We start from the raw sequence: 23896 nt of genomic DNA on the forward strand, positions 1-23896 counted from the left end.
TTTACCCTGCGGCATGAAAGAAGACGGGTAAATTACTTGCCGCGAACCAGTGGCAGATTCTCACCACTCCAGCCCGCTACGCCGTCTTTCAGTACGGATACCTGCTCAAAACCGGCTTTAATCAGCGCAGTTGCTGAATCCTGGCACTGCATGCCTGAACCATCAACCACAATCACAGGTTTGTTTTTGTGTTTTTCAAGTTCGCCAAAATTGTTGGCTTTGATTTCGCTCGGCAGCAGGTTAGTGGAGCCTGCGATATGGCCTTTGCGGAAGTCGTCGCGCTGGCGTAAATCCACAACAACGGCGTCTTCTTTGTTGATGAGACGTGTAGCTTCGCCGCGAGTAATCACCTTCACTTTTGAGGTCAGGCTCTTAAACGTGGTAAATAATACAGCCGCCAGTAACGCAATCCAGGCGATACTCAAGACAGGGTGGCGACTAACAAATTGCATAATTTCTTGCATGGGGGGTAACAACTCCCGACTCAGTGATTAAAAAAACCAGGAAAGGAGTATACCTGCGCGTTGGCGCAAATACAGCCAGAGCATGCATTGGATTGCATTTTTGCGGGGCGCTACGGAAAAAAAAATGTAAATCGGTGTTCCCCCTGGCACGCGATCCCCCATTATTTGATCTTCGGGGGCTACTTTATCGATTCAGCTGTAGTAAAATTACGCAATTATTTTTTATCTATTGAGTGTGAGGTTGTCGCAATGTCGGTTTCTAAAAAACCTATGGTACTGGTGATTCTGGATGGCTACGGCTATCGCGAAGACAGCCAGGATAACGCCATTTTTAGTGCTAAAACCCCGGTAATGGATGCGCTGTGGGCAAAACGTCCGCATACCCTGATTGATGCGTCTGGTCTGGAAGTCGGCCTACCCGATCGCCAGATGGGCAACTCCGAAGTGGGTCACGTCAACCTGGGCGCGGGCCGTATCGTGTATCAGGACCTTACCCGTCTGGATGTCGAAATCAAAGAACGTACTTTCTTCGCTAACCCGGTGCTGACCCACGCGGTCGACCAGGCAAAAAATGCCGGAAAAGCGGTACACATCATGGGTCTGCTCTCTGCTGGCGGCGTTCACAGCCACGAAGATCACATCATGACGATGGTAGAACTGGCCGCTGAACGCGGTGCGGAAAAAATCTATCTGCACGCTTTCCTTGATGGTCGTGATACCCCGCCGCGCAGCGCTGAACATTCACTGCAGAAATTCGAAGAGAAATTTGCCGCGCTGGGCAAAGGTCGCGTAGCGTCCATCATCGGTCGTTACTATGCTATGGACCGCGACAACCGTTGGGATCGCGTAGAACAGGCTTACGATCTGATGACGCTGGCAAAGGGCGAGTTCCAGTTCGCTACGGCGGTTGAAGGCCTGCAGGCTGCTTATGCCCGCGACGAAAACGACGAATTCGTCAAAGCGACCGTGATCCGTGCCGAAGGTCAGGCAGATGCAGCTATGGAAGACGGCGATACGCTGATTTTCATGAACTTCCGTGCTGACCGTGCGCGTGAAATCACTCGCGCATTTGTTAACGCTGATTTCGACGGCTTCGCCCGTAAGAAAGTCGTTAACCTCAACTTTGTGATGCTGACCGAATACGCGGCAGACATCAAAACTGCGGTTGCTTACCCACCAGCATCTCTGGCCAACACCTTTGGCGAGTGGATGGCGAAGAACGAAAAAACGCAGCTGCGTATTTCCGAAACTGAAAAATATGCGCACGTAACCTTCTTCTTCAACGGCGGTGTAGAAGAGCCGTTCAAAGGCGAAGACCGTATTCTGATCAACTCTCCGAAAGTCGCTACCTACGATCTGCAGCCGGAAATGAGTTCTGCTGAACTGACCGAGAAGCTGGTTGCAGCGATTGAGAGTGGTAAATACGACACCATCATTTGTAACTATCCGAACGGCGACATGGTTGGCCACACCGGGGTGATGGAAGCAGCGGTTAAAGCGGTTGAAGCGCTGGACCATTGCGTTGAGCAGGTAGCGAAAGCCGTTGAATCCGTTGGTGGACAGCTGCTGATCACCGCAGACCACGGTAACGCAGAGCAAATGCGCGATCCGTCTACTGGCCAGGCGCATACCGCGCATACCAACCTGCCTGTTCCGCTGATTTATGTCGGTGGTAAAAACGTTAAAGCGGTCGAAGGCGGTAAACTTTCGGATATCGCCCCGACGATGCTGACGCTGATGGGTATGGAAATCCCGCAAGAGATGACTGGTAAGCCGCTGTTCATCGTGGAATAATCCCTCCCCATGAGGGGAAAGGCGATTAATACCATCACTCGGGCCGTGAAACTGCCAAAGTTTTCAGTCAGGCCCTTGTTCTACGCCAGCGCGCTTAGCGCTGGCGTATTGCTGTGCGCCTTTTCCGCCCACGCGGACGAACGCGATCAGCTCAAATCTATTCAGGCCGATATCGCGGCAAAAGAACGCGCGGTACGCCAACAGCAACAACAACGTTCCACTCTCCTCGCTCAGCTTAAAGCTCAGGAACAGGCTATTGCCGTCGCCGCAAGGCAACTGCGCGAAACACAAAACTCATTGGCACAGCTGAACGCACAAATCGCTGAGATGAACGCCGCGCTCGCGAAGCTGGAAAAGCAGCGGGCAGCACAAGAGCGCAGCCTGGCAGCACAGTTAGACGCCGCGTTTCGCCAGGGTGAACACACCGGTATTCAGCTCATCCTCAGCGGCGAAGAAAGCCAGCGCGGACAGCGCCTGCAGGCCTATTTCGGCTACCTGAACCAGGCGCGGCAAGAAACTATCGCGCAGCTGAAACAAACCCGCGAAGAGGTCGACTCGCAAAAAGCCGAGCTGGAAGATAAGCAGAGCGAACAGCAGACCCTGCTGTACGAACAACGCGCTCAGCAGGCTAAGCTGGAGCAGGCGCGTAACGAACGCCAGAAAACACTGTCGGGTCTGGAATCATCAATTCAACAGGGCCAGCAGCAACTGGGCGAAATGCGCGCTAACGAATCCCGTCTGCGCAACAGCATTGCTCGCGCCGAAGCCGCGGCCAAAGCGCGCGCGGAACGTGAAGCGCGCGAGGCGCAGGCCGTACGTGATAAGCAGAAGGATGCGTCACGAAAAGGCTCGACCTACAAGCCGACCGAAAGCGAAAAATCACTGATGTCCCGTACCGGTGGCCTGGGTTCGCCGCGCGGCCAGGCATTCTGGCCCGTTCGTGGCCCAACGCTGCATCGTTATGGCGAACAACTGCAGGGTGAGCTACGTTGGAAGGGTATGGTTATTGGCGCATCCGAAGGCACCGAAGTTAAAGCCATTGCCGATGGTCGCGTCATTCTGGCGGACTGGCTGCAGGGCTATGGCCTGGTGGTGGTGGTTGAGCACGGTAAAGGCGATATGAGCCTGTACGGTTATAACCAGAGCGCGCTGGTCAGCGTCGGTACGCAGGTTCGCGCCGGACAGCCTATTGCACTTGTGGGTAGCAGCGGCGGTCAGGGCAGGCCGGCACTCTATTTCGAAATTCGTCGCCAGGGTCAGGCGGTCAATCCACAGCCGTGGTTGGGAAGATAAGTTTTGCCTCAATTTCGTCGTCAATTACTCTCTCTTGCCAGCGTGCTGGCCTTCGTAACACCTGTTTTTGCTGGCAAACTCGCCATCGTTATTGATGATTTCGGCTATCGCCCACAAACTGAAAATCAGGTACTGGCGATGCCTTCCACCATCTCGGTTGCCGTTCTCCCTAATGCCCCACACGCACGTGAAATGGCGATTAAAGCGCATAACAGCGGGCATGAAGTGTTAATCCATCTGCCGATGGCGCCGCTGAGCAAACAACCGTTAGAGAAAGATACTTTGCGCCCGGAAATGAGCAGCGAAGAGATTGAGCGCATTATTCGCGACGCGGTAAGTAAAGTGCCGAATGCCGTGGGGCTGAACAACCATATGGGTAGCGCGATGACTTCCAGCCTGTTTGGCATGCAGAAGGTGATGCAGGCGCTGGAGCGTTACGATCTCTACTTTCTGGACAGCATGACTATCGGCAACAGCCAGGCCATGCGCGCAGCGTCAGGAACCGGTGTGAAGGTCATCAAACGCAAAGTCTTCCTGGATGACACACAAAATGAAGCTGACATTCGTCGTCAGTTTACTCGCGCCGTCGATCTTGCACGCCGCAACGGCTCAGCAATCGCCATTGGTCACCCTCACCCTTCCACGGTGCGAGTATTACAGCAGATGCTTTATAATCTGCCAGCCGATATTACGCTGGTTCGCCCGAGCAGTCTGCTCAATGAACCGCAGGTCGATACCTCCAGACCCAACCTCACGCCGCCGAATAACAGCGCACCACATAATCCTTTCCGTGGTGTGAAATTGTGCAAACCGAAACAGCCGTTAGAACCCATTTACGCCAGTCGATTCTTCACCGTACTCGGTGAAAGCATCACCCAAAGCACGCTGGTGCAGTATATGCGCCTGCAGTGGCAGGGCTGGCAATAATCAGTCGTTAAGTTCCAGCGTTAAATGGGCCAGGCGGCGCGGCGTCAGTGATTTATCGCGCCACTGGCTAAAACGGATGGCCCACAGCAGCACCTGATAACCCAGCTTAACGCTGCAGATATTACTTACCATCCGTTTGAACATACCCGACACAAATACTTCAGCAATCATACGCTGGCGGATTTTTTCATCCGGCTCTTTACGTATGCAATGACAAACGCGTAGCGCTTCGTAAATCACCTGCTGTTTGAATTCCGGATAAATGGGAATGCGCCCGGCGTACTCGTGATTCATCTTGTCGAGCAGGCGGGTAATTTTGATGTAGTGGCGCTGATAGGCGAGGTTCTTCAGCCCGGTACGCGGCAGACGACTCACGGACGCGCCGTGCAGAAAGTATTTGTACAATGGAACTTCCGTATAGCGCGCGCGTTTGGCGTTAAACATAAATTCCGTGGTCCAGATGATATCCTGGTGGTGCAGGCCAGACAGGAAGGTCAGCCCCGCGTCGCGGATCGTCTGATGACGATATACGCCCATCCAGACAACATGCCGCCAGCGGCGGCTGGCTAACGCTTTTCTTAACCAGTCCGGTCCGGTCATCACGTCAGTAGAACGTATACGATCGGTAGGAATGGATGCCCATGTATGCCCCGTCTCCGCAATACACCAATCGGCATTGCACTGCGCCACATCCAGATTGTCCTGCAGCGCCATATTCATCAACGTTTCATACATTTCCGGATAAGCAATATCATCGCCGTCAACATAAGCGATGTACTCACCCCTGGCGACTTCCATCCCGGTATTACGCGCCGCTGAGACTCCCCCGTTCCGCCGATGCAGTAGATGAACGTGCGGATAACGATCCGCATATGCCTGTGCGAGCTGCGCAGAGTTATCCGTAGAGCCATCATTAACAATGATGATCTCCAGATTTTTCCACGTTTGCGCAATCAGCGAATCCATACACGCAATGAATGGTTCACCCGTATTGTAGAGCGGCATAATGACGCTCAATAGGCCGGGGGTATAGGTCATGTCAAATCCTGCCAAACAGTATAATTAACGGCAATTTCTAACATATTTAGCGGTAAATCTTCAGAGAAAATTTCTCAAACCTTTAGCGGAAAATGCGCCGGACGAGTGAGCGCAGCAAACAAAAAAATCCCCGGAGGGTTAACGATAGTCAACATCCGGGGATAACATACAGAATCCACTACGTGGATACGGTTAATCCCAGCTCAGGATCACTTTCCCTGACTGGCCTGAACGCATCGCGTCAAAGCCTTGCTGGAATTCATCGATCGAGAATCGATGGGTGATGATTGGCGACAAATCCAGACCAGACTGAATCAGTGCAGCCATTTTGTACCAGGTTTCAAACATCTCGCGACCGTAGATACCTTTAATAAACAGCCCCTTAAAGATAACCTTTGTCCAGTCGATAGACATATCTGACGGAGGGATCCCCAGCATAGCAATACGCCCACCGTGGTTCATGGTGTCCAGCATAGTGCGAAACGCTGGCGGCGCACCGGACATCTCCAGGCCTACATCAAACCCTTCGGTCATGCCCAGCTCAGCCATCACGTCGGTCAGATTTTCTTTCGATACGTTGACCGCGCGGGTGATGCCCATTTTGCGCGCCAGCTCAAGACGATACTCATTCACGTCGGTGATCACCACGTGGCGTGCGCCAACGTGCTTCGCGACCGCCGCCGCCATAATACCGATTGGACCCGCGCCGGATACCAGCACATCTTCACCCACCAGATCGAACGACAGCGCCGTGTGTACCGCATTACCGAACGGATCGAAGATAGACGCCAGATCATCGGAGATATTGTCCGGAATTTTAAAAGCGTTAAATGCCGGGATCACCAGGTATTGTGCAAAACAACCAGGACGGTTTACACCGACACCGGTCGTATTGCGGCACAGGTGAGTACGCCCACCACGGCAGTTACGGCAATGCCCGCAGGTGATATGGCCTTCGCCAGAAACTCGATCGCCGATTTTAAAGCCTTTAACTTCCTGACCGATGCCAACAACTTCGCCGACATATTCATGCCCCACGACCATCGGAACCGGGATGGTTTTTTGCGACCAGTCATCCCAGTTATAAATGTGAACGTCAGTCCCGCAGATGGCTGTTTTACGGATTTTAATCAGCAAATCGTTATGGCCGACTTCCGGTTCAGGAACGTCGGTCATCCAAATGCCCTCTTCCGCTTTCAGTTTGGATAACGCTTTCATTTCACATCCTCAGGCAATAACGCCCAGTTGTTTACCAATGCGTGTGAACGCCTCAACAGCACGCGTAATCTGCTCAGGGGTATGCGCTGCAGACATCTGAGTACGGATACGCGCCTGGCCTTTTGGAACCACTGGATAGAAGAATCCAGTAACGTAAATCCCCTCTTTTTGCAGTTCACGGGCAAACTCCTGCGCCACCACCGCATCACCCAGCATAACCGGGATAATCGCGTGGTCCGCACCGGCTAAGGTAAAGCCTGCGGCAGACATTTGCTCGCGGAACTGGCGCGCGTTCGCCCACAAGCGATCGCGCAGTTCGCTACCTTGCTCGACCATTTCCAGCACTTTAATGGAAGCAGCCACAATCGCCGGAGCCAGTGAGTTGGAGAACAGATAAGGGCGGGAACGCTGACGCAGCCACTCAACGACCTCTTTACGGGCCGCGGTGTAACCACCGGATGCGCCGCCGAGCGCTTTACCCAGCGTACCGGTAATGATGTCCACACGGCCCATCACGTCACAGTATTCATGAGAGCCACGACCATTTTCGCCGACAAAGCCGACCGCATGGGAGTCATCAACCATGACCAGCGCATCGTACTTGTCCGCCAGATCGCAGACGCCTTTCAGGTTCGCAATCACGCCATCCATAGAGAACACGCCATCGGTGGCAATCAGGATATGACGAGCCCCCGCTTCGCGCGCCTCTTTCAGACGCGCTTCCAGCTCGACCATGTCGTTGTTGGCGTAACGGAAACGCTTCGCTTTACACAGACGAACGCCATCAATGATTGAAGCATGGTTCAGGGCATCGGAGATGATCGCGTCTTCTGCGCCCAACAGCGTTTCAAACAGACCGCCGTTGGCGTCAAAGCAGGAAGAGTAAAGGATGGCATCTTCCATACCGAGGAAAGCCGCCAGTTTTTGCTCCAGTTGCTTATGGCTGTCCTGGGTTCCGCAAATAAAGCGTACCGAAGCCATGCCAAACCCGTGAGAATCCATACCCGCTTTTGCCGCTGCAATCAGTTCCGGGTGGTTAGCCAGCCCCAAATAATTGTTCGCACAAAAGTTAATGACGTGGCTTCCATCTGCCACGGTGATATCCGCCTGCTGGGCAGATGTAATAATGCGCTCTTCTTTAAACAATCCTTCCGCACGTGCGGTTTCGAGATCGTTGGTTAACTGTTTGTAAAAATCCCCACGCATTTCAATTCTCCAGACTGGGCAAATTTCAGCACATATTACCCAAAGCTATACATTGATACGAGATGACGCATCATCACTTCTTCAAAATGAAGCATAAATCACGCGTACCCGCACAGCTTATCGGTGAATGGCTGAAGCCTGGACCATGTAGTGATATGATAGAAGTATTCGTGTCTGAGATTGTCTCTGACTCCATAATTCGAAGGTTACATTTATGATCATCGTTACCGGCGGCGCGGGCTTTATCGGCAGCAACATCGTTAAGTCCCTGAATGATAAAGGCATCACCGATATTCTGGTGGTGGACAACCTGAAAGACGGCACTAAATTTGTTAACCTGGTGGACCTGAATATTGCTGACTACATGGACAAGGAAGACTTCCTGATCCAGATTATGGCTGGCGAAGATTTCGGCGATATCGAAGCGATTTTCCACGAAGGCGCATGCTCCTCCACCACCGAGTGGGATGGCAAGTATATGATGGATAACAATTATCAATACTCCAAAGAGCTGCTGCACTACTGCCTGGAGCGCGAAATTCCGTTCCTGTACGCCTCTTCCGCCGCGACTTACGGCGGTCGTACATCTGATTTCATCGAATCCCGTGAATATGAGAAACCACTGAACGTCTATGGCTACTCAAAATTCCTGTTCGACGAATACGTGCGCCAGATCCTGCCAGAAGCCAACTCTCAGATTGTTGGCTTCCGCTATTTCAATGTCTACGGACCGCGTGAAGGCCACAAAGGCAGCATGGCAAGCGTCGCTTTCCACCTCAACACCCAGCTTAACAATGGCGAAACACCAAAACTGTTCGAAGGCAGTGAAAACTTCAAACGTGATTTCGTTTATGTTGGCGATGTGGCAGCGGTAAATCTGTGGTTCCTCGAAAATGGGGTTTCCGGCATCTTTAACCTCGGTACCGGTCGCGCGGAATCTTTCCAGGCCGTTGCCGACGCAACGCTGGCGTACCATAAAAAAGGGAGCATTGAGTACATTCCATTCCCGGAAAAACTGAAAGGCCGCTACCAGGCATTTACTCAGGCAGATCTGACTAACCTGCGCGCTGCAGGATATGACAAGCCGTTCAAGACCGTTGCCGAAGGCGTAACGGAATATATGGCCTGGCTGAACCGCGACGCATAAGTATGAAAATTTTGGTGGTAGGCCCGTCCTGGGTGGGCGACATGATGATGTCGCAAAGTCTCTATCGCACGCTCAAGGCGCGCTATCCCCAGGCGATAATCGACGTGATGGCACCGGCGTGGTGCCGTCCGCTGCTGTCGCGTATGCCTGAAGTCAACGAAGCCATCGCCATGCCGCTGGGACATGGCGCGCTGGAGATCGGCGAGCGCCGTAAGCTTGGTCATAGCCTGCGTGAGAAACGCTATGATCGCGCCTGGGTGCTGCCTAATTCGTTTAAATCCGCTCTGGTGCCATTTTTTGCTGGCATTCCCCATCGTACCGGCTGGCGTGGCGAGATGCGCTACGGCCTGCTAAACGATGCGCGCGTGTTGGATAAAGAAGCATGGCCGTTGATGGTCGAGCGCTATGTGGCTCTGGCCTATGATAAAGGCGTGATGCTGACGGCCAAAGATTTGCCGCAGCCTCTGCTATGGCCGCAGTTGCAGGTCAGCGAAGGTGAAAAATCACTGACCTGTAGTCAGTTTTCTCTTTCTGCCGAACGTCCGATCATCGGTTTTTGCCCAGGTGCGGAATTTGGTCCGGCGAAACGCTGGCCACATTATCACTATGCGGAACTGGCGAAACAATTGATCGATGAAGGTCATCAGATTGTGCTGTTTGGCTCGGCAAAAGACCACGAAGCAGGAAATGAGATCCTCGCTACGCTGAGTGTTGAACAGCAGGCCTGGTGCCGTAATCTGGCGGGCGAAACGCAGCTGGAGCAAGCGGTCATTCTGCTCGCCGCCTGCAAAGCGGTTGTTACCAATGATTCTGGATTAATGCACGTTGCCGCCGCGTTGAATCGACCTCTGGTAGCATTGTATGGTCCAAGTAGTCCGGACTTTACCCCGCCGTTGTCGCACAAAGCGCGAGTCATCCGCCTGATTACGGGCTACCACAAGGTGCGTAAGGGCGATGCAGCAGAAGGTTATCACCAGAGCCTGATCGACATCACTCCTCAGCGCGTACTGGAAGAACTGAATGACCTGTTGTTACAAGAGGAAGCCTGACGGATGCGGGTTCTGATCGTTAAAACATCGTCTATGGGCGATGTGCTGCATACGTTGCCCGCATTAACCGATGCGCAGCAGGCCATACCGGATATTCACTTTGACTGGGTGGTGGAAGAAGGGTTCGCTCAGATCCCCTCCTGGCATTCGGCCGTTGACCGCGTGATACCGGTGGCGATCCGCCGCTGGCGTAAAGCGTGGTTTTCCGCGCCGATTAAAGCCGAGCGTAAAGCGTTTCGTGATGCCGTCCGTTTACAGCAGTATGACGCGATAATTGATGCCCAGGGGCTGGTAAAAAGCGCGGCGCTGGTTACCCGTCTGGCACACGGGATCAAGCATGGTATGGACTGGAGCACGGCCCGTGAACCGCTGGCGAGCCTGTTTTATAATCGCAAGCACCATATTGCCAGGCAACAGCACGCCGTAGAACGTACGCGTGAATTGTTCGCAAAAAGTCTGGGATATACCAAACCGCAATCGCAGGGTGATTACGCTATCGCTCAGCATTTTTTGACGGAAGTAAATGCTGATACAGCGCAGTATGCGGTGTTTCTGCATGCCACGACCCGTGATGATAAGCACTGGCCGGAAGCCAACTGGCGGGAGCTGATTGGCCTGTTAAACAATGCAGGCATACGCATTAAACTGCCCTGGGGAGCCGCACATGAAGAAGCGCGTGCCAAGCGACTGGCGGAAGGGTTTACTTATGTTGATGTCCTGCCACGGATGAGTCTGGAGGAGGTCGCCCGCGTTCTGGCGGGGGCCAAATTTGTAGTGTCGGTTGATACAGGCCTAAGCCATTTAACCGCCGCATTGGATCGCCCCAATATAACGCTGTATGGCCCAACGGATCCGGGACTGATTGGGGGATATGGGAAAAACCAATATACACAACAGAGCCATTCCGGAAAATTGCAGGATCTGGATGCTAGTTTAGTCAACGCATCGCTGGTTGATAATAATTTGCTTTAACTTTAAGAGATGAACCATGCTTCACCAACAAATGTTTTCTCGCTTTATATATAGTATAAAAAATAATCCATTTGATTTTATATACTTCTTATTTTATGTCGGGATACTTGCTACACTCGGGATGGTGCTAGTCAATCCAGATGAAGCACTGAAAATATTTATTTTTTCCACGGCTCTGTCTCTGCCTCTTATAGGTAAAAACTTAAAGCATGTATGCAGTAACAAAAAGAATCTGGTTTTGCCTTTTATGTTGCTACTCTTCGGTTTGCTGCAGATTATTTGGGTAGAAATATTTAAACAACCAGGCTCAGCCTTTACCGGAGCCTACCGCTCATACCAGAACGGTGGCAAAGTGATGCTTTTTGCCGCACTGGTGATGACCGCGCTAACATCGCGAGCGCCGTGTGCCAATAAAGCCCGCATCACCAGTGTCTGGGTTATTCTTACAGCAATCGGTTTGTACCTTTTCGCGGGATATCAACTTGCCGGAGCAACTGAACCTTTAAAATACCGCGTAGCACTTGGTTTTGAACACCAAACCGGCACAGCTTATGCGCTGACATTGATCGGCTTATTGGCGTCTCAGGCCATTATCAACCTGCGTATGAAACATACCGTTTCACTGTATCTGTTACATTTTTTGATCTCGCTGGCGGTTATTATTACCACACAAACCCGGGCGGCGATTTTGGTATACCCGATCCTGAGTATCGTCCTGTTTCTCATGCACCATCGCCACAACCGTACCATGTTGTTTAAAGCATTATTGGGCTTCGTGATACTGGTAGGTCTGGCGGCCATCCCTTTAAAGCCAGTACTTGAACATCGCTACCAAAATTTTATGCTGGATGTGCACTCTTACAACCAGAACAATAGTAATACCTCTATTGGCGCGCGGCTTGCAATGCAACGAGCAGGTATTGAGGCAGGGAAAGTACATCTCGGGGGGCAGTCACTTGAACAACGTGGTGCAGAAATTCAGCAACTTGCTGTGCAAGATACCTCTCTGCAAGGGGCGCTAGTGTTCCTGAACGTCCATCTGCATAACGAAATCGTTGATACCTTTTCGCTGAAGGGCATCCCTGGGGCGATTGTGCTACTCTTGCTCTATACTGCCATGTTTTTAACAGCTTACTGGCAACGCAGTCCTCTGTTGTTCGTCATCTCAAGCGCTATCGCTATCTATGGCTTGAGTGATTTATTATTGTATGCCAAAGGTGAAGCCTTGAGCAGTGTGCTGGCGTTATGTGTAGCAGCAATGCTGAGCTCGAAATTCAACGAGAGAACAATGCCATGATTAACGCTTCAGGTTATTTGCTGAGCATAATTATACCTACCTATAACAATGCTGAACTCATCACAGCTACGTTGACATCGATCCATCAGAGCATCACTGATGAGGTGGAGATAATAATTGTTAATGATGGTTCAACAGATTTAACGGAAGAGCGCATCAAGGCATTTTATCATGAGCATAACTGCAACAATGTAAAATATATAAGCCAGAAAAATCAAGGTGTTGCAATCACCCGCAACGTCGGATTGACCCAGGCAACGGGAAAGTATATTGGTTTTGTCGACAGCGATGACATTGTCTGTGCAGATTATTTCACTATCCTCCTCCCTAAATTGAGGGAGGGAAAATATGATATTGTGGAATTCAATTTAACTCGAAATATAAACAATCTGTATCAGAATAAACCTGGCGCAAAGAATACCCTGGCTCAACACGAAATTATTTTGGCTGATGATAACTATGCTCCCCTGTTGCCAACTTTTCGTGCCGGGCAATGGCATCTCATGACAAAAATTTTTCACCGCGACATTATTGGCAACGATCGATTCGAAGAACATCGTCGATATGAAGACATGATTTTTTGTCCCTTCCAATACTTTAAGTGTCATAACATATTAAAGATAGAGAATAAATTATATTACTATCGGGTAAATGAAAAAAGCATTACCGAAAATATTATTGATAGCGATGCGGACAGCATCTTCTTTGCTATGCGAAAAATGTATAACTATGTGAATGAAAATAACGAGAAACGTACCGTCGCCACATTAATGATCATCAATTGTTTTCTGGAAGGCCGCAAACTTTTACGCAAGAAAAAAGGCTACTATCGTTATAACGAAAGTATGTTGAATGACATTCAGAATGCGCTTGCGTGCTGCGATACAAAAATCGTTAAGAATAAAATAATCCTTAAGATGAAATACCCGCATATTGATCGTTCAATTTCTGAAATTAGATATAAGATACTATCCGCTTGCAAAAGTTTATTTTTTCGAAAGGGATTTTAACATGTTTGATAAAGTCGACCGTGTTCTTATTTGCAAGCTCAAATTCTATGGTGATGTTCTGTTAACAACACCTGTTATTGCCAGCATTCAGGCTCGTTATCCTCATGCTAAAATCGATCTGCTTCTTTATAAAGATACAAAATCAATTTTGGCAGCAAATGAAAGTATCAATAATTTTTATCTCATTGAGAAAAAGAAAGGCCTTTTAGATACAGTAAAAAATTATCTTTCAGTGCGTCAACAGCTGAAAAAAAATCACTATGACCTGATCGTTAACCTAACCGAGCAATGGCCGATTGGCGCTCTTGTTGCCTCCTTACGTCGCCCCTCAATTGCATTTGAGCGTGATAAGAAACAATGGAACAATCTTTTTTCACGTGTTACACCGATGACCGGCACGCACATAGTTGAACAAAATCTATCCATTTTAAAGGGTATCGGGTTTAGCGAAGCAGATCTGAAAAAAGAGATGTCACTGCACTATCGCCAGGATGATTACCACCATTTGGTTTCCCAACTTCCGGCATTATCTTCACAAAAATATGTCGTTATTCAACCTACTGCCAGACAAGAATTTAAATGTTGGGATGATGATAAATTCGCCCATGTGATTGACCATCTGCATCAGCGTGGTCTGCATGTTTACCTCACCTGTGGGCCAGCACAAAGTGAGCAACAGCAAGTCCAGCGCATTGCTGAACTGTGTCAATCTGCCCCTGACCTGGCACTGGCAGGCAAAACAACCTTCCTGCAGTTGACTGCGTTAATCGACCATGCCGTTCTTTACATCGGGGTCGATTCCGCGCCTATGCATATGGCGGCAGCATTAGGAACACCTCAGGTCTGTCTGTTTGGCGCGACCAATTATCAGCAATGGAGACCATGGTCAGATAACGCCGTGTTGATTTGGGCTGGTGATTACCATCCAATGCCCTCCAGAGATGAACTCGACAGGTCAAAAAAATATTTAACATGGATACCGGAGCAAGCCGTGATTGACGCTATCGATAGGGTACTTCATGATAGTGGCAATGATAAAGGTAATGAGAAAGCATAAATGGACAACAAAAATAACGTTATTAATATTGCTTACTGCACAGATGCTAATTATCTGGAATATGTAGCAGTGTCCATTATGTCTGTCATAATGAACAACCCAGGACAAGACCTGTCATTTTTCGTTTTTGTCTATGATGTCTCGGACGACGAAATCAATAAACTGCGCTCAACCAGTGATAAAATTCAGGTTATCAATATTGATAAAGAGGAGATTGAAAAGTATAACAATGACTTTGCAATCAAACATCTGAACCGTTCGACCTATATGCGCCTTGCCGTTCCGCGCTTACTAAAAGATAAAGTTGAGTACTTTATCTATTTAGATGCCGATACTCTATGTTTTGATAAACTCAATGATATTAACAGTATTGATATCAGTAACGTCATTTGCGCAGTCAGCCATGACTCGCTCGATATCCATGATACAAAAAATGCTAAACGCCTGGGTCTCAGTACAGGTCATTACTTCAATGCCGGTTTTTTGTATATTAATATCGCAAATTGGATTAAGTTCGACATCGAAAACAAAGCAAATACTGTACTATTTGAACAGGGAAAAAGTCTACCTTACTTTGATCAAGATGCTCTGAATATCGCAATGGATGGCAATGTCAAATTTATTGATAATCGATGGAATTTTTTGTTTAACTGGTTTAACGACCAACAAAAAGATAGCTTCTTCTATCAAAAAGATATCCTGCCACGTATTATCCATTTCACCGGTGGACGAAAGCCATGGTATAAAGAGCACACTGGGCTTTCACAGCAACTGTATCTTTTCTACCATCATTTCACACCCTGGCAGACTACAGAAATGCGCTCTTATGCCCCACGAATGAGGCCTACTGATTATCGGGTTTACTCACGTCAGGAAGCCAAAAGGGGAAATTACTGCGCTTCTATCAAATGGTATCTAAAATATCTCAAAACGAAATTGCGCTAAATAAAAAACTCCCTTTCGGGAGTTTTTTTAATTACTTTGTAACTTTGCACGCAAATAGCCGATATAGCTAATTATTGAAGCGAAATATTTTCCTTGTAGCCTTTCATGCCGTGATTTCTTTTTATATTGCTTTGGTGTTCTGGCTGGTAACAAAGGAACATCAGCCCATGGAGAAGACTTCCACGCTTCAACAAAAAACTGTGCTGAAGGATAGTTAGCCCAGGAATTCCATGGTTTGGTCACGCCTATATAGTGGATCAGAATAGTTTCAGGCGTTATATACTCTTTATATTTTGAAGTATCCTTACTTTTTAGTTCTTGTTTTATACCGTAAATAGCATTAAACCTTCTTTCCAAAAAAATCACTTTTTTTAAGAAAAGAATATTTAAAACATCCTGATCAGGGAAGGAAAGATTGTTATTTTTGTCCAATAAGATATCAAAGGCTGAGTTGATAAAATTCTGTTCTTTCCACTTTTTAAGATTTGCAAAAATGACACCAGAATTAAAATAATCTTTATTCTTCTCAATATCTCTGGCAGGGCTGTCATCAACATCAGTAATTACAGCTGCGACATGTTCCCCAAGATCAATTTGCGTTAACTCATAAAGTGAACCTTTACACATTACATCTGCATCAATGTACAGTAGCGAATCAACTTTCTCGCCAAGATATTCAAAGGCAATGAATCTAAAGTACATTGCATGCGACCAGGCATTGCCACTCGGTAATACTTTTAACCCATTGGCATCCATAATGTAAATTGAGATGTTAGTTGCAAATTGTTCTGCTAATTTTGCAACGCGTTGCTGATAATCAGCATCGATATAATCGGTAAAAAGGTGAAAATGAATATTCAGATCTTTATTATGCAATAGCACCGATGTCATCGAGATCGCAGCACCAAACATAAAATTTTTGTCCACACCCCAGGCGATATTGAGCTGTGTTTGTTGTCCAGATGGCGCTTGATTAAAATCAAGGATCTTTTTTATAGACTGATGACAATCAAAGTTCATTCGCTACACCTATTTAATTTATTATCAATAAGTTACTATTTTTAATTTCAGTAAGCCTTAGAGCTATGTAACTTATTTTTTATATACATAACATGGCTCAGCACAGAACGGATATATTTTCGCTGCACTCGTTCATGTCGTGACTTACGTTTATACAACTTAGCTGTATTTGCATTTAACAGAGATTTTTCCGCCCATGCAGATTTTTTATATGCTTCAATAAAAAATTTAGCCACTGGATATTTGGCCCATGAATGCCATGGTTTGGTGACACCGACATAATGAATTAATACCGTGTCGTCGGTAATAAAGTCCTGATAAATCTTATCGTTTTTATTTTTGAGTTCCTGATCGACCCCATAGATACAGTTAAAATCTCTTCTCAGGAAAATAACATTGCCGACAAACAAAATATTGAGCACGTCCTGGTCGAAATAAAGCAATTCCTTTTGGCGTTTGTCTAATATAGAAAATGCTTTGGTTAACAACTGCTGCTCACGCCATACTTCGAGATTCGCAAATACAACACCCGAATTAAAATACCCCTTACTCAGTTCAGGGATACCGAGTCTGGTACCGGATTTAATTCGCACTTCATCAACATCATTAATGACAGCTGCATATTCCCCACAGAAACTAATCTCAGTAAGTTCCCGTAGAGAACCTTTACAAATGACATCGGCATCCAGATACAGTACCGAGCTTAATTCGGTGCTTAAATATTCAAATGCAAAGTAACGATAGTACATTGCATAAGTCCAGGCTTTCGTGCTCGGCAGTTCACGAAAGCCTGCATTATCGAAAACAAAGACAGTCACTGTCGTACTGTACATTTGCGTCAGGCGTTTTATGCTTTCCAGATAGTCGTCATCGATATAGTCAGTGGCGATATAAAAATGGATATCAATATCAGGATTATTCACTAATACTGAGGTCATAGAAATGCCGGATCCAAACAAAAAATTACGATCGACACCATACGCAACGCTTAGTTTTTTACTCTTGTCATGCGTCGAGCTGTCGATGATATGTTTTTGAATGATCAACTTCTGGAAATCGATGTTCATAATAAAATAGCCTCAAACTTCATGTGTAATTTATAGCGCTTTTCTTATTGTTCTTTGTCTTATTTTTTGCGCTTTTGTGACAGCCTGTTCAAACAACCTGACTTCCTGACGAAAGATTTCACGTAATGGCATCGAAAAATAGACACGTAAAAAACGGTAGATATCTCTGGACGTTAGCCCAATCTCCAGTGAGGAGAAATAGAGCCCGATCAAATCCTTATCCCGCCAGCGGCGTGGTACCCGCTGACGTATTTGCGCACGATGCAGATCAATCACAGAGAGTTTGATCTCCGCAATATCTGCTGGCATCGGCTGTTGGAGCAGGAAATGGCAAATATAACAATCCCGATGATTTACTCCACCTCGATGCATTTTACCCACCATTTCCGCCACGCGGGTAATAATGGTCCGTTTTAATACAAAATCGGGCCGTTCAATTCCCCAGTTGGCGCAAAAATCTTCAAGGCTGATGGCAGGAGAAAGATCCTCAGTGATAATAAATGAGGTTCGCTCTAACGGATTCAGCCCTTTCTGTCCAAAAGCAACACCCGTCATTGTATCCACATTCAATGCTTGCAAACGGTGAATCGCCAGCCACTCCCGGTCCGCGCCAAGCACAGGCATGCGCAGAGAAATAAGGTTCTTCAACACTTCTTTAAGCGTGGTCCCATGATGATATTTAAGAAAGTAACCTTTTCCCATCATCTCAAAACGCAGGGTACGCCGTGTTTCCAGAGCGCGAAAAACCTCGCCATCCAGCTTAGTGACCTCTGTGAACGGGTCTTTTCCTTGCCATTGCGTGGCAAATGGTTCTTTCAATTCAATCATTTTCAAGACCTAAAATGATATCTGCAGCTTTATCTGCCAGGCTGTAGAGATCTTCTGTATCAGCAAAATGTCGCGCATTTTCAGCCCAACGACTTCTCTGCTCATTATTTTGCAGCGCATCGAGAAGTGCTGTATTCAAATTTTCCTGCGCAAAAGGTTCAGGAATCACCACACCGCATTGGGCGGCAGTGATATACCCTGCGTAGCCGCATACCTCAGTGGTTAATACTGGCAGCCCGGCAACTACGGCTTCTAGCAAGACGATACCAGCGGCTTCCTGAACTGCCGGGTGAAGCAATAAATCGGCAGCAGACATCAATTCAGCGACATCATCTCGCCCTGAGAAGAATTGAACTTGCTTTTCAATACCCAATTGGCGGGCCTGAGCACGATAACGATCGGCCTTATCCTGACCAACAACCATCAACTGAGTACTGTGACGTATAGTCTCAGGTAAAGAAGCCAACGCCTGTAAGCTTCTTGGCACACCTTTGCGTTTGAAATCGGAGCCGACCTGCAGAAGCAGGAACTGATCGAGAGCAATACCATTCTTTTCTCTGACAATCTGCCTGCTGTTTTCAGGTTGCAGGCTGTATTTTCTGTCTGGGTAGATACCTGGCGGCAGAATACGAAAACGCTGGCTCTCGGTATGATAATGCTGTTTGAAATCACCGATTTGCTTATCGGTTAACATCAAAAGCGTGGTACCAGAACCTTGTTGAAACGTCGCTTTTTCAAATGCAGAGTAGTGCCGATACCGACGCGTCAACTTATAGAAGAAGCCCTTCTCGCGAGCGACCTTTTCCGCATAACAAACGTCGGCAGCGTAATACACATCCAGCCCAGGCATTTTATTAAAACCAACGATACGATCGACGGGATGCTGGCTTAAATGATTTTGAACCCACTGATAATATTGCTCGTTTTTCCCATGATTAGTTCTGGCTGTGACGGGTACGAGTATAATTTCGAGTCCTTCCGGACGTTCGCCCTGCCATGATTGGGTAAACACCTGGACATGATGACCTCGTGCAGCAACCGTGAGCGCTACCCGCAGAAAATCACGCTGTAACCCACCATAGGGAAAATACTTGTACAAACAAAAAGCAATATTCATGCATTAATATCCGCATCGCGTCGCCAGGCATAGCAGGTCTGATACATCCAAAGATTACCGCCCATGTTTTCGAAATGTTTCTGCCGGCTAGCTACCTGAAATTGCGCAGTAGTATATCATTTATTATCACGCATTCCGAAACGAATATTTTTTGAACAGAATAAATAAATAAACTTTTAAAAACAAAAAGATATAAAATTAGTGCTTTCACCTTAAAACACACGCCGCACAAGACGTTAAGCCACGTCAGTACGATCATAAGCATTTTTAAAATAGCCGTAGGCTAAAACAGTGCCCGACGATTCCATCGTTTTGCTGCAACCTGGATAAAAATGATGGTAAAGCCATAGTTAAATACATAGAATCCCCAGCACATTCATAAGTTAGCTACCATTATGCTCGAATTGCTTTACACCGCCCTTTTCTACCTTATTCAGCCTTTGATCTGGATACGGCTTTGGGTGCGCGGACGTAAGGCTCCGGCCTACCGTAAACGCTGGGGTGAACGCTACGGTTTTTACCGCCGTCCGCTAAAAGCAGGCGGCATCATGCTTCACTCAGTTTCTGTGGGCGAAACGCTGGCAGCTATTCCATTAGTCCGCGCTCTGCGACATCGCTATCCCGACTTGCCGATCACGGTAACCACCATGACGCCAACCGGCTCTGAGCGCGTACAATCCGCTTTTGGTACTGACGTTCAGCACATTTATTTGCCATACGATTTACCGGATGCACTGAACCGTTTCCTGAATAAAGTTGACCCCAAGCTGGTGTTAATCATGGAAACCGAGCTGTGGCCAAATCTGATCGCGGCACTCCATAAGCGCGGTATTCCTCTGGTCATCGCCAACGCACGGCTTTCTGCGCGTTCAGCTGCTGGCTACGCAAAATTAGGCAAATTTGTTGGTAAGCTACTGCGTCGAATTACGTTGATTGCAGCACAGAACGAAGAAGATGGCGCTCGTTTTATTACGCTTGGCGCCAGAAGCAACCAGGTCACCGTCACCGGCAGCCTGAAGTTTGATATTTCCGTCACGCCACAGCTGGCCGCAAAAGCGATTACCTTGCGTCGTCAATGGGCACCTCATCGCCCGGTGTGGATTGCAACCAGCACGCACGATGGTGAAGAAAGCATTATCATTGCTGCCCATCGAGCGTTATTAAATCAGTTTCCTAATCTTTTATTGATCCTGGTTCCCAGACATCCGGAACGCTTCCCGGATGCCATTAACCTCGTACGTCAGGCTGGGCTAAGCTATACCACACGTTCTTCTGGCGAAGTTCCATCCTCAGATACTCAGGTCGTTATCGGCGACACCATGGGCGAGCTGATGTTGCTGTACGGCATTGCCGATCTTGCTTTTGTCGGTGGTTCACTGGTTGAACGTGGGGGACACAACCCACTGGAAGCCGCGGCACACGCTATTCCGGTGCTGATGGGGCCACATACCTTTAATTTTAAAGATATTTGCGCCCGTCTCGAACAGGCAAGCGGATTGATCACCGTCACCGACGCAACCACGCTGGTGAAAGAGGTCTCTTCTTTACTGACCGATGCCGATTATCGTAATTTTTATGGCCGTCATGCAGTTGAAGTCCTGTATCAAAATCAGGGCGCGCTACAGCGCCTGCTGCAACTGCTGGAACCTTATCTGCCACCCAAAACGCATTGAGGCAAATCATGCAAAAACGGGCGATTTATCCAGGAACCTTTGATCCCATAACTAACGGCCATCTTGATATCGTGACCCGTGCAACCAGCATGTTCGATCACGTGATCCTGGCGATTGCCGCAAGTCCCAGTAAAAAACCGATGTTTACCCTTGAAGAGCGCGTCGAGCTGGCGCAACAGGCAACGGCGCATCTCGGCAATGTGGAAGTTCTGGGATTCAGCGACTTAATGGCAAACTTTGCCCGCGATAATCAGGCTAACATTCTGATCCGAGGCCTGCGCGCGGTAGCAGATTTTGAGTATGAAATGCAGCTGGCGCACATGAACCGCCACCTGATGCCGCAACTGGAAAGCGTCTTTCTGATGCCGTCTAAAGAGTGGTCATTTATCTCATCGTCACTGGTGAAAGAAGTCGCCCGCCATCAGGGTGATGTGACGCACTTTCTGCCGGAAAACGTCCATCAGGCGTTAATGAGTAAACTAAAGTAATGCGTCTGGCCGGATAAGACATAAAGTGTACCCGGCCAGCAACGAATGTTATTTCTGACAGCGACGGCAGTAGAACGTTGTGCGCTGGGCGTGTTTTGTCGCAATGATTGGCGCGCCGCATACGCGACAGGGTTCACCTTCTCTCCCATAGACCTGCAACTCCTGGGCAAAATAGCCCGGCTTACCGTCGCTTTGCAGGAAGTCCTTCAGCGTCGTTCCACCCTGTTCAATCGAACGCAGTAAAACCGCCTTGATGACGCGCACCAGCAGTTCGCACTCATCCTGCGACAAAGATGACGCCAGGCGGTCAGGATGGATGCCAGCGGCAAACAGCGACTCGCTGGCATAGATATTACCGACCCCCACCACCAGCTTGTTATCCATCAGCCAGGGTTTAATCGCGGTTTTCTTCTTCGCGCATTTCTGCTGCAGATAACTGGCGTTGAAATCGTCGCTCAGTGGCTCAGGGCCAAGATGAGCGAGAACATTGTGTCCATCCAATTCGGTAGTCCACAACCAGGCGCCAAAACGGCGAGGATCGGTATAGCGCAGGACTTTGCCGTTACTCATCACTAAGTCAACGTGGTCATGCTTTTCTGCAGGAAGCTCTTCAGGAAGGATACGCAAACTCCCCGACATCCCCAGATGAATGATTACCCAACCATCCGGCAACTCCAGCAGCAGGTATTTAGCGCGCCGCTGTACGCTGAGGACAGGTTTATCACTCAGACGATAGATTTCCTCAGATACCGGCCAACGCAAACGACCGTTACGCACAGTCGCGTGCATAATCGTTGCCCCAACCAGATGCGGCTCAATACCGCGGCGGCTGGTTTCGACTTCAGGTAATTCAGGCATAGTATCTCCGGCGATGTATCAGGTCACATTAATATGGGGACGGCCAGAAAACAAAAAACCCCGCCGAAGCGAGGTTTTTTATTACATCAAAGCGAAAATTATTTGATTTTCGCTTCTTTGTAGAGAACGTGCTGACGGACAACTGGATCGAATTTTTTCAGTTCCAGTTTTTCCGGCTTAGTACGTTTGTTCTTCGTAGTGGTATAGAAGTGACCAGTACCAGCAGAAGAAACCAGCTTGATTTTCTCACGAATACCTTTAGCCATGATTTATTTCCTCTTAGTACTTAGTACTTTTCGCCACGGGCACGCAGTTCAGACAGAACTGTTTCGATGCCTTTCTTATCAATAACACGCATACCTTTAGCAGATACACGCAGGGTGACAAAACGCTTTTCGCTCTCAACCCAGAAACGGTGAGAGTGCAGGTTAGGCAGGAAACGGCGTTTAGTCGCGTTCAGTGCGTGGGAACGGTTGTTACCGGTCACCGGACGCTTGCCAGTAACTTGGCAGACTCGGGACATGTCTATTCTCCAAAAATCAAATTAGCTCGAGCTTCGTATGGGGTATCGGCGCCTCGTCAGGCTTTACAGCCCGGTCATCGCATAGTTCTAAGTGAACTCTCGATTGCCAGGCCCAAATGCCAAACCCGAGATTCTCAAAGGTGGCGTAGTATACGCTGACCCGGCGTTATGCTCAAGTCCCGAACAGACAAAGATCCCGATGGATCGCGTAAAGTGCGTTAAATCCAACCGCGTTCCGCAAAAGAAACGTACTCTCCGCGCCCAATGACCAGATGATCAAGCACCCGGATATCCATGAACTGACAGCATTTCACAACACGCTCGGTGATAAGTTTATCTGCTTTACTCGGCTCTGCACAACCCGAAGGGTGATTATGCGCAAGGATCACCGCTGACGCATTCAATTTTATCGCTTCACGCACAATTTCTCGCGGATGCACCTCAACATGGCTAAGCGTACCGGAAAAAAGTTTGCTGTGTTTAATCACGCGATGTTGAGAATCCATAAAGATCACCAGAAAGATCTCGCGCTCCTCTTGCGCGAGCTGACTTTGCAGAAATTCTCGCGCCATTTCCGGGCTAAGTAACGCGCGCTCTTCCATCACTCGCACGTTATGGTAGCGCCTTGCCAGTTCGGCAATCCCTTTAAGCTGCGCATACTTCGCCAGGCCAATACCGTGAACGTGGCTAAACTCCATATAGTCTGCTGATAACAGGCCATACAGCGAACCAAAATGCTGGATCAACTCTTTTGCCAGCGTCAGCACATCTTTACCCAGAATCCCGGTGCGTAAAAAAAGCGCCAGTAGCTCAACATCGCTAAGTGAACCTGGCCCCTGCGCCAATAGCTTTTCCCGGGGCATCATACGTCCTGTATTTTCCATGCCTCCCCCTCCTTTCTCGTC

General features: G+C 48.4%; 24 protein-coding genes. 12 read left to right on the top strand and 12 right to left on the bottom strand.

Annotation, left to right across the window (positions count from 1 at the left end; all coding sequences use genetic code 11):
- Nucleotides 1–32: 32 nt before the first annotated feature.
- Nucleotides 33–464, bottom strand: a complete 432-nt coding sequence (locus FDX14_RS05185) for a rhodanese-like domain-containing protein (RefSeq protein WP_003024148.1) — start codon at nt 462–464, stop codon at nt 33–35.
- A gap of 249 nt (nt 465–713) precedes the next feature.
- On the opposite strand from FDX14_RS05185, the gene gpmM reads away from it, so the two are divergent.
- From gpmM to FDX14_RS05200, 3 genes are read left to right on the top strand one after another with little or no spacing between them, the layout of a single operon-like run.
- Nucleotides 714–2258 (top strand): 2,3-bisphosphoglycerate-independent phosphoglycerate mutase, encoded by a 1545-nt coding sequence (gpmM, locus tag FDX14_RS05190; protein WP_137349131.1) that lies wholly within the window; start codon nt 714–716, stop codon nt 2256–2258.
- Between the two features lie 33 nt (nt 2259–2291).
- Nucleotides 2292–3551 (top strand): murein hydrolase activator EnvC, encoded by a 1260-nt coding sequence (gene envC, locus FDX14_RS05195; RefSeq protein WP_233639320.1) that lies wholly within the window; start codon nt 2292–2294, stop codon nt 3549–3551.
- 3 nt (nt 3552–3554) lie between these two features.
- Nucleotides 3555–4478 carry a divergent polysaccharide deacetylase family protein gene (locus FDX14_RS05200; RefSeq protein WP_137349132.1) on the top strand — a complete coding sequence of 308 codons (924 nt, stop codon included), beginning with the start codon at nt 3555–3557 and terminating at the stop codon, nt 4476–4478.
- Here the strand turns inward: FDX14_RS05200 and FDX14_RS05205 are convergent, their stop codons facing one another.
- The 3 genes from FDX14_RS05205 to kbl all read right to left on the bottom strand — a co-directional run bounded on the left by FDX14_RS05205 (nt 4479) and on the right by kbl (nt 7940).
- A complete protein-coding gene (locus tag FDX14_RS05205) occupies nt 4479–5516 on the bottom strand; it encodes a glycosyltransferase (RefSeq protein WP_061380911.1) in 1038 nt (345 codons plus the stop codon). It lies immediately after the preceding gene.
- 192 nt (nt 5517–5708) lie between these two features.
- Nucleotides 5709–6734, bottom strand: a complete 1026-nt coding sequence (tdh, locus tag FDX14_RS05210) for an L-threonine 3-dehydrogenase (protein ID WP_137349133.1) — start codon at nt 6732–6734, stop codon at nt 5709–5711.
- A 9-nt stretch (nt 6735–6743) separates the two neighbouring features.
- Nucleotides 6744–7940 (bottom strand): glycine C-acetyltransferase, encoded by a 1197-nt coding sequence (gene kbl / locus FDX14_RS05215; RefSeq protein ID WP_087857212.1) that lies wholly within the window; start codon nt 7938–7940, stop codon nt 6744–6746.
- A gap of 214 nt (nt 7941–8154) precedes the next feature.
- On the opposite strand from kbl, the gene rfaD reads away from it, so the two are divergent.
- The 7 genes from rfaD to FDX14_RS05250 are packed head-to-tail and all read left to right on the top strand — an operon-like array spanning nt 8155 to nt 15417.
- Complete coding sequence (rfaD, locus tag FDX14_RS05220) at nt 8155–9087, top strand: ADP-glyceromanno-heptose 6-epimerase (protein ID WP_003827312.1); 933 nt, start codon at nt 8155–8157, stop codon at nt 9085–9087.
- A 2-nt stretch (nt 9088–9089) separates the two neighbouring features.
- Nucleotides 9090–10136 carry an ADP-heptose--LPS heptosyltransferase RfaF gene (gene rfaF, locus FDX14_RS05225; protein WP_137349134.1) on the top strand — a complete coding sequence of 349 codons (1047 nt, stop codon included), beginning with the start codon at nt 9090–9092 and terminating at the stop codon, nt 10134–10136.
- 3 nt (nt 10137–10139) lie between these two features.
- Nucleotides 10140–11108, top strand: coding sequence for a lipopolysaccharide heptosyltransferase RfaC (rfaC, locus tag FDX14_RS05230; protein WP_137349135.1), 969 nt, complete (start codon nt 10140–10142; stop codon nt 11106–11108).
- Nucleotides 11109–11124: 16 nt separating this feature from the next.
- Entirely contained in the window at nt 11125–12405 is a 1281-nt protein-coding gene (locus FDX14_RS05235) for an O-antigen ligase family protein (protein ID WP_137349136.1), read from the top strand.
- Complete coding sequence (locus FDX14_RS05240) at nt 12402–13415, top strand: glycosyltransferase family 2 protein (protein ID WP_079225817.1); 1014 nt, start codon at nt 12402–12404, stop codon at nt 13413–13415. The genes FDX14_RS05235 and FDX14_RS05240 overlap by 4 nt, the downstream gene beginning before the upstream one ends.
- Nucleotide 13416: 1 nt before the next feature.
- Nucleotides 13417–14472, top strand: coding sequence for a lipopolysaccharide core heptosyltransferase RfaQ (rfaQ, locus tag FDX14_RS05245; protein ID WP_137349137.1), 1056 nt, complete (start codon nt 13417–13419; stop codon nt 14470–14472).
- Nucleotides 14473–15417 carry a glycosyltransferase family 8 protein gene (locus tag FDX14_RS05250; protein ID WP_042311579.1) on the top strand — a complete coding sequence of 315 codons (945 nt, stop codon included), beginning with the start codon at nt 14473–14475 and terminating at the stop codon, nt 15415–15417. It begins immediately after the preceding gene.
- A gap of 27 nt (nt 15418–15444) precedes the next feature.
- Here the strand turns inward: FDX14_RS05250 and FDX14_RS05255 are convergent, their stop codons facing one another.
- From FDX14_RS05255 to FDX14_RS05270, 4 genes are read right to left on the bottom strand one after another with little or no spacing between them, the layout of a single operon-like run.
- Complete coding sequence (locus FDX14_RS05255; RefSeq protein WP_061380905.1) at nt 15445–16437, bottom strand: glycosyltransferase family 8 protein; 993 nt, start codon at nt 16435–16437, stop codon at nt 15445–15447.
- 47 nt (nt 16438–16484) lie between these two features.
- Complete coding sequence (locus FDX14_RS05260) at nt 16485–17504, bottom strand: glycosyltransferase family 8 protein (RefSeq protein WP_061380904.1); 1020 nt, start codon at nt 17502–17504, stop codon at nt 16485–16487.
- A gap of 30 nt (nt 17505–17534) precedes the next feature.
- The gene (rfaP, locus tag FDX14_RS05265; RefSeq protein ID WP_061380903.1) at nt 17535–18332 is read right to left on the bottom strand and encodes a lipopolysaccharide core heptose(I) kinase RfaP; all 798 of its coding nucleotides are present in this window, start codon (nt 18330–18332) and stop codon (nt 17535–17537) included.
- Nucleotides 18325–19449: a glycosyltransferase family 4 protein gene (locus tag FDX14_RS05270; protein WP_137349138.1), complete on the bottom strand. Its 1125-nt coding sequence runs from the start codon at nt 19447–19449 to the stop codon at nt 18325–18327. Before FDX14_RS05270 ends, rfaP begins: the two co-directional genes overlap by 8 nt.
- 395 nt (nt 19450–19844) lie before the next feature.
- Between FDX14_RS05270 and waaA the strand changes: the two genes are divergently transcribed.
- Both waaA and coaD read left to right on the top strand, forming a co-directional pair.
- Nucleotides 19845–21122, top strand: coding sequence for a lipid IV(A) 3-deoxy-D-manno-octulosonic acid transferase (gene waaA / locus FDX14_RS05275; protein WP_137349139.1), 1278 nt, complete (start codon nt 19845–19847; stop codon nt 21120–21122).
- 8 nt (nt 21123–21130) lie between these two features.
- A complete protein-coding gene (gene coaD / locus FDX14_RS05280; RefSeq protein ID WP_003024099.1) occupies nt 21131–21610 on the top strand; it encodes a pantetheine-phosphate adenylyltransferase in 480 nt (159 codons plus the stop codon).
- A gap of 48 nt (nt 21611–21658) precedes the next feature.
- Here coaD and mutM read toward each other — a convergent pair whose 3' ends face one another.
- The 4 genes from mutM to radC form a co-directional block, all read right to left on the bottom strand.
- Nucleotides 21659–22468 (bottom strand): bifunctional DNA-formamidopyrimidine glycosylase/DNA-(apurinic or apyrimidinic site) lyase, encoded by an 810-nt coding sequence (gene mutM, locus FDX14_RS05285; protein WP_061380900.1) that lies wholly within the window; start codon nt 22466–22468, stop codon nt 21659–21661.
- 98 nt (nt 22469–22566) lie between these two features.
- Entirely contained in the window at nt 22567–22734 is a 168-nt protein-coding gene (rpmG, locus tag FDX14_RS05290; RefSeq protein WP_003024094.1) for a 50S ribosomal protein L33, read from the bottom strand.
- A 20-nt stretch (nt 22735–22754) separates the two neighbouring features.
- Nucleotides 22755–22991 carry a 50S ribosomal protein L28 gene (rpmB, locus tag FDX14_RS05295; protein ID WP_003024071.1) on the bottom strand — a complete coding sequence of 79 codons (237 nt, stop codon included), beginning with the start codon at nt 22989–22991 and terminating at the stop codon, nt 22755–22757.
- Between the two features lie 218 nt (nt 22992–23209).
- Nucleotides 23210–23875, bottom strand: a complete 666-nt coding sequence (radC, locus tag FDX14_RS05300; RefSeq protein ID WP_061380899.1) for a RadC family protein — start codon at nt 23873–23875, stop codon at nt 23210–23212.
- Nucleotides 23876–23896: the final 21 nt, after the last annotated feature.

This window comes from Citrobacter sp. wls710 (assembly GCF_005281115.1).
Lineage (GTDB): Bacteria > Pseudomonadota > Gammaproteobacteria > Enterobacterales > Enterobacteriaceae > Citrobacter > Citrobacter werkmanii.

Coding starts and splice junctions, on each gene's coding strand:
- FDX14_RS05185 (WP_003024148.1), bottom strand. CDS start 464: ATGCAAGAAATTATGCAATTTGTTAGTCGCCACCCTGTCTTGAGTATC.
- gpmM (WP_137349131.1), top strand. CDS start 714: ATGTCGGTTTCTAAAAAACCTATGGTACTGGTGATTCTGGATGGCTAC.
- FDX14_RS05205 (WP_061380911.1), bottom strand. CDS start 5,516: ATGACCTATACCCCCGGCCTATTGAGCGTCATTATGCCGCTCTACAAT.
- tdh (WP_137349133.1), bottom strand. CDS start 6,734: ATGAAAGCGTTATCCAAACTGAAAGCGGAAGAGGGCATTTGGATGACC.
- kbl (WP_087857212.1), bottom strand. CDS start 7,940: ATGCGTGGGGATTTTTACAAACAGTTAACCAACGATCTCGAAACCGCA.
- rfaD (WP_003827312.1), top strand. CDS start 8,155: ATGATCATCGTTACCGGCGGCGCGGGCTTTATCGGCAGCAACATCGTT.
- rfaF (WP_137349134.1), top strand. CDS start 9,090: ATGAAAATTTTGGTGGTAGGCCCGTCCTGGGTGGGCGACATGATGATG.
- rfaC (WP_137349135.1), top strand. CDS start 10,140: ATGCGGGTTCTGATCGTTAAAACATCGTCTATGGGCGATGTGCTGCAT.
- FDX14_RS05235 (WP_137349136.1), top strand. CDS start 11,125: ATGCTTCACCAACAAATGTTTTCTCGCTTTATATATAGTATAAAAAAT.
- FDX14_RS05240 (WP_079225817.1), top strand. CDS start 12,402: ATGATTAACGCTTCAGGTTATTTGCTGAGCATAATTATACCTACCTAT.
- rfaQ (WP_137349137.1), top strand. CDS start 13,417: ATGTTTGATAAAGTCGACCGTGTTCTTATTTGCAAGCTCAAATTCTAT.
- FDX14_RS05250 (WP_042311579.1), top strand. CDS start 14,473: ATGGACAACAAAAATAACGTTATTAATATTGCTTACTGCACAGATGCT.
- FDX14_RS05255 (WP_061380905.1), bottom strand. CDS start 16,437: ATGAACTTTGATTGTCATCAGTCTATAAAAAAGATCCTTGATTTTAAT.
- FDX14_RS05260 (WP_061380904.1), bottom strand. CDS start 17,504: ATGAACATCGATTTCCAGAAGTTGATCATTCAAAAACATATCATCGAC.
- rfaP (WP_061380903.1), bottom strand. CDS start 18,332: ATGATTGAATTGAAAGAACCATTTGCCACGCAATGGCAAGGAAAAGAC.
- FDX14_RS05270 (WP_137349138.1), bottom strand. CDS start 19,449: ATGAATATTGCTTTTTGTTTGTACAAGTATTTTCCCTATGGTGGGTTA.
- waaA (WP_137349139.1), top strand. CDS start 19,845: ATGCTCGAATTGCTTTACACCGCCCTTTTCTACCTTATTCAGCCTTTG.
- coaD (WP_003024099.1), top strand. CDS start 21,131: ATGCAAAAACGGGCGATTTATCCAGGAACCTTTGATCCCATAACTAAC.
- mutM (WP_061380900.1), bottom strand. CDS start 22,468: ATGCCTGAATTACCTGAAGTCGAAACCAGCCGCCGCGGTATTGAGCCG.
- rpmG (WP_003024094.1), bottom strand. CDS start 22,734: ATGGCTAAAGGTATTCGTGAGAAAATCAAGCTGGTTTCTTCTGCTGGT.
- rpmB (WP_003024071.1), bottom strand. CDS start 22,991: ATGTCCCGAGTCTGCCAAGTTACTGGCAAGCGTCCGGTGACCGGTAAC.
- radC (WP_061380899.1), bottom strand. CDS start 23,875: ATGGAAAATACAGGACGTATGATGCCCCGGGAAAAGCTATTGGCGCAG.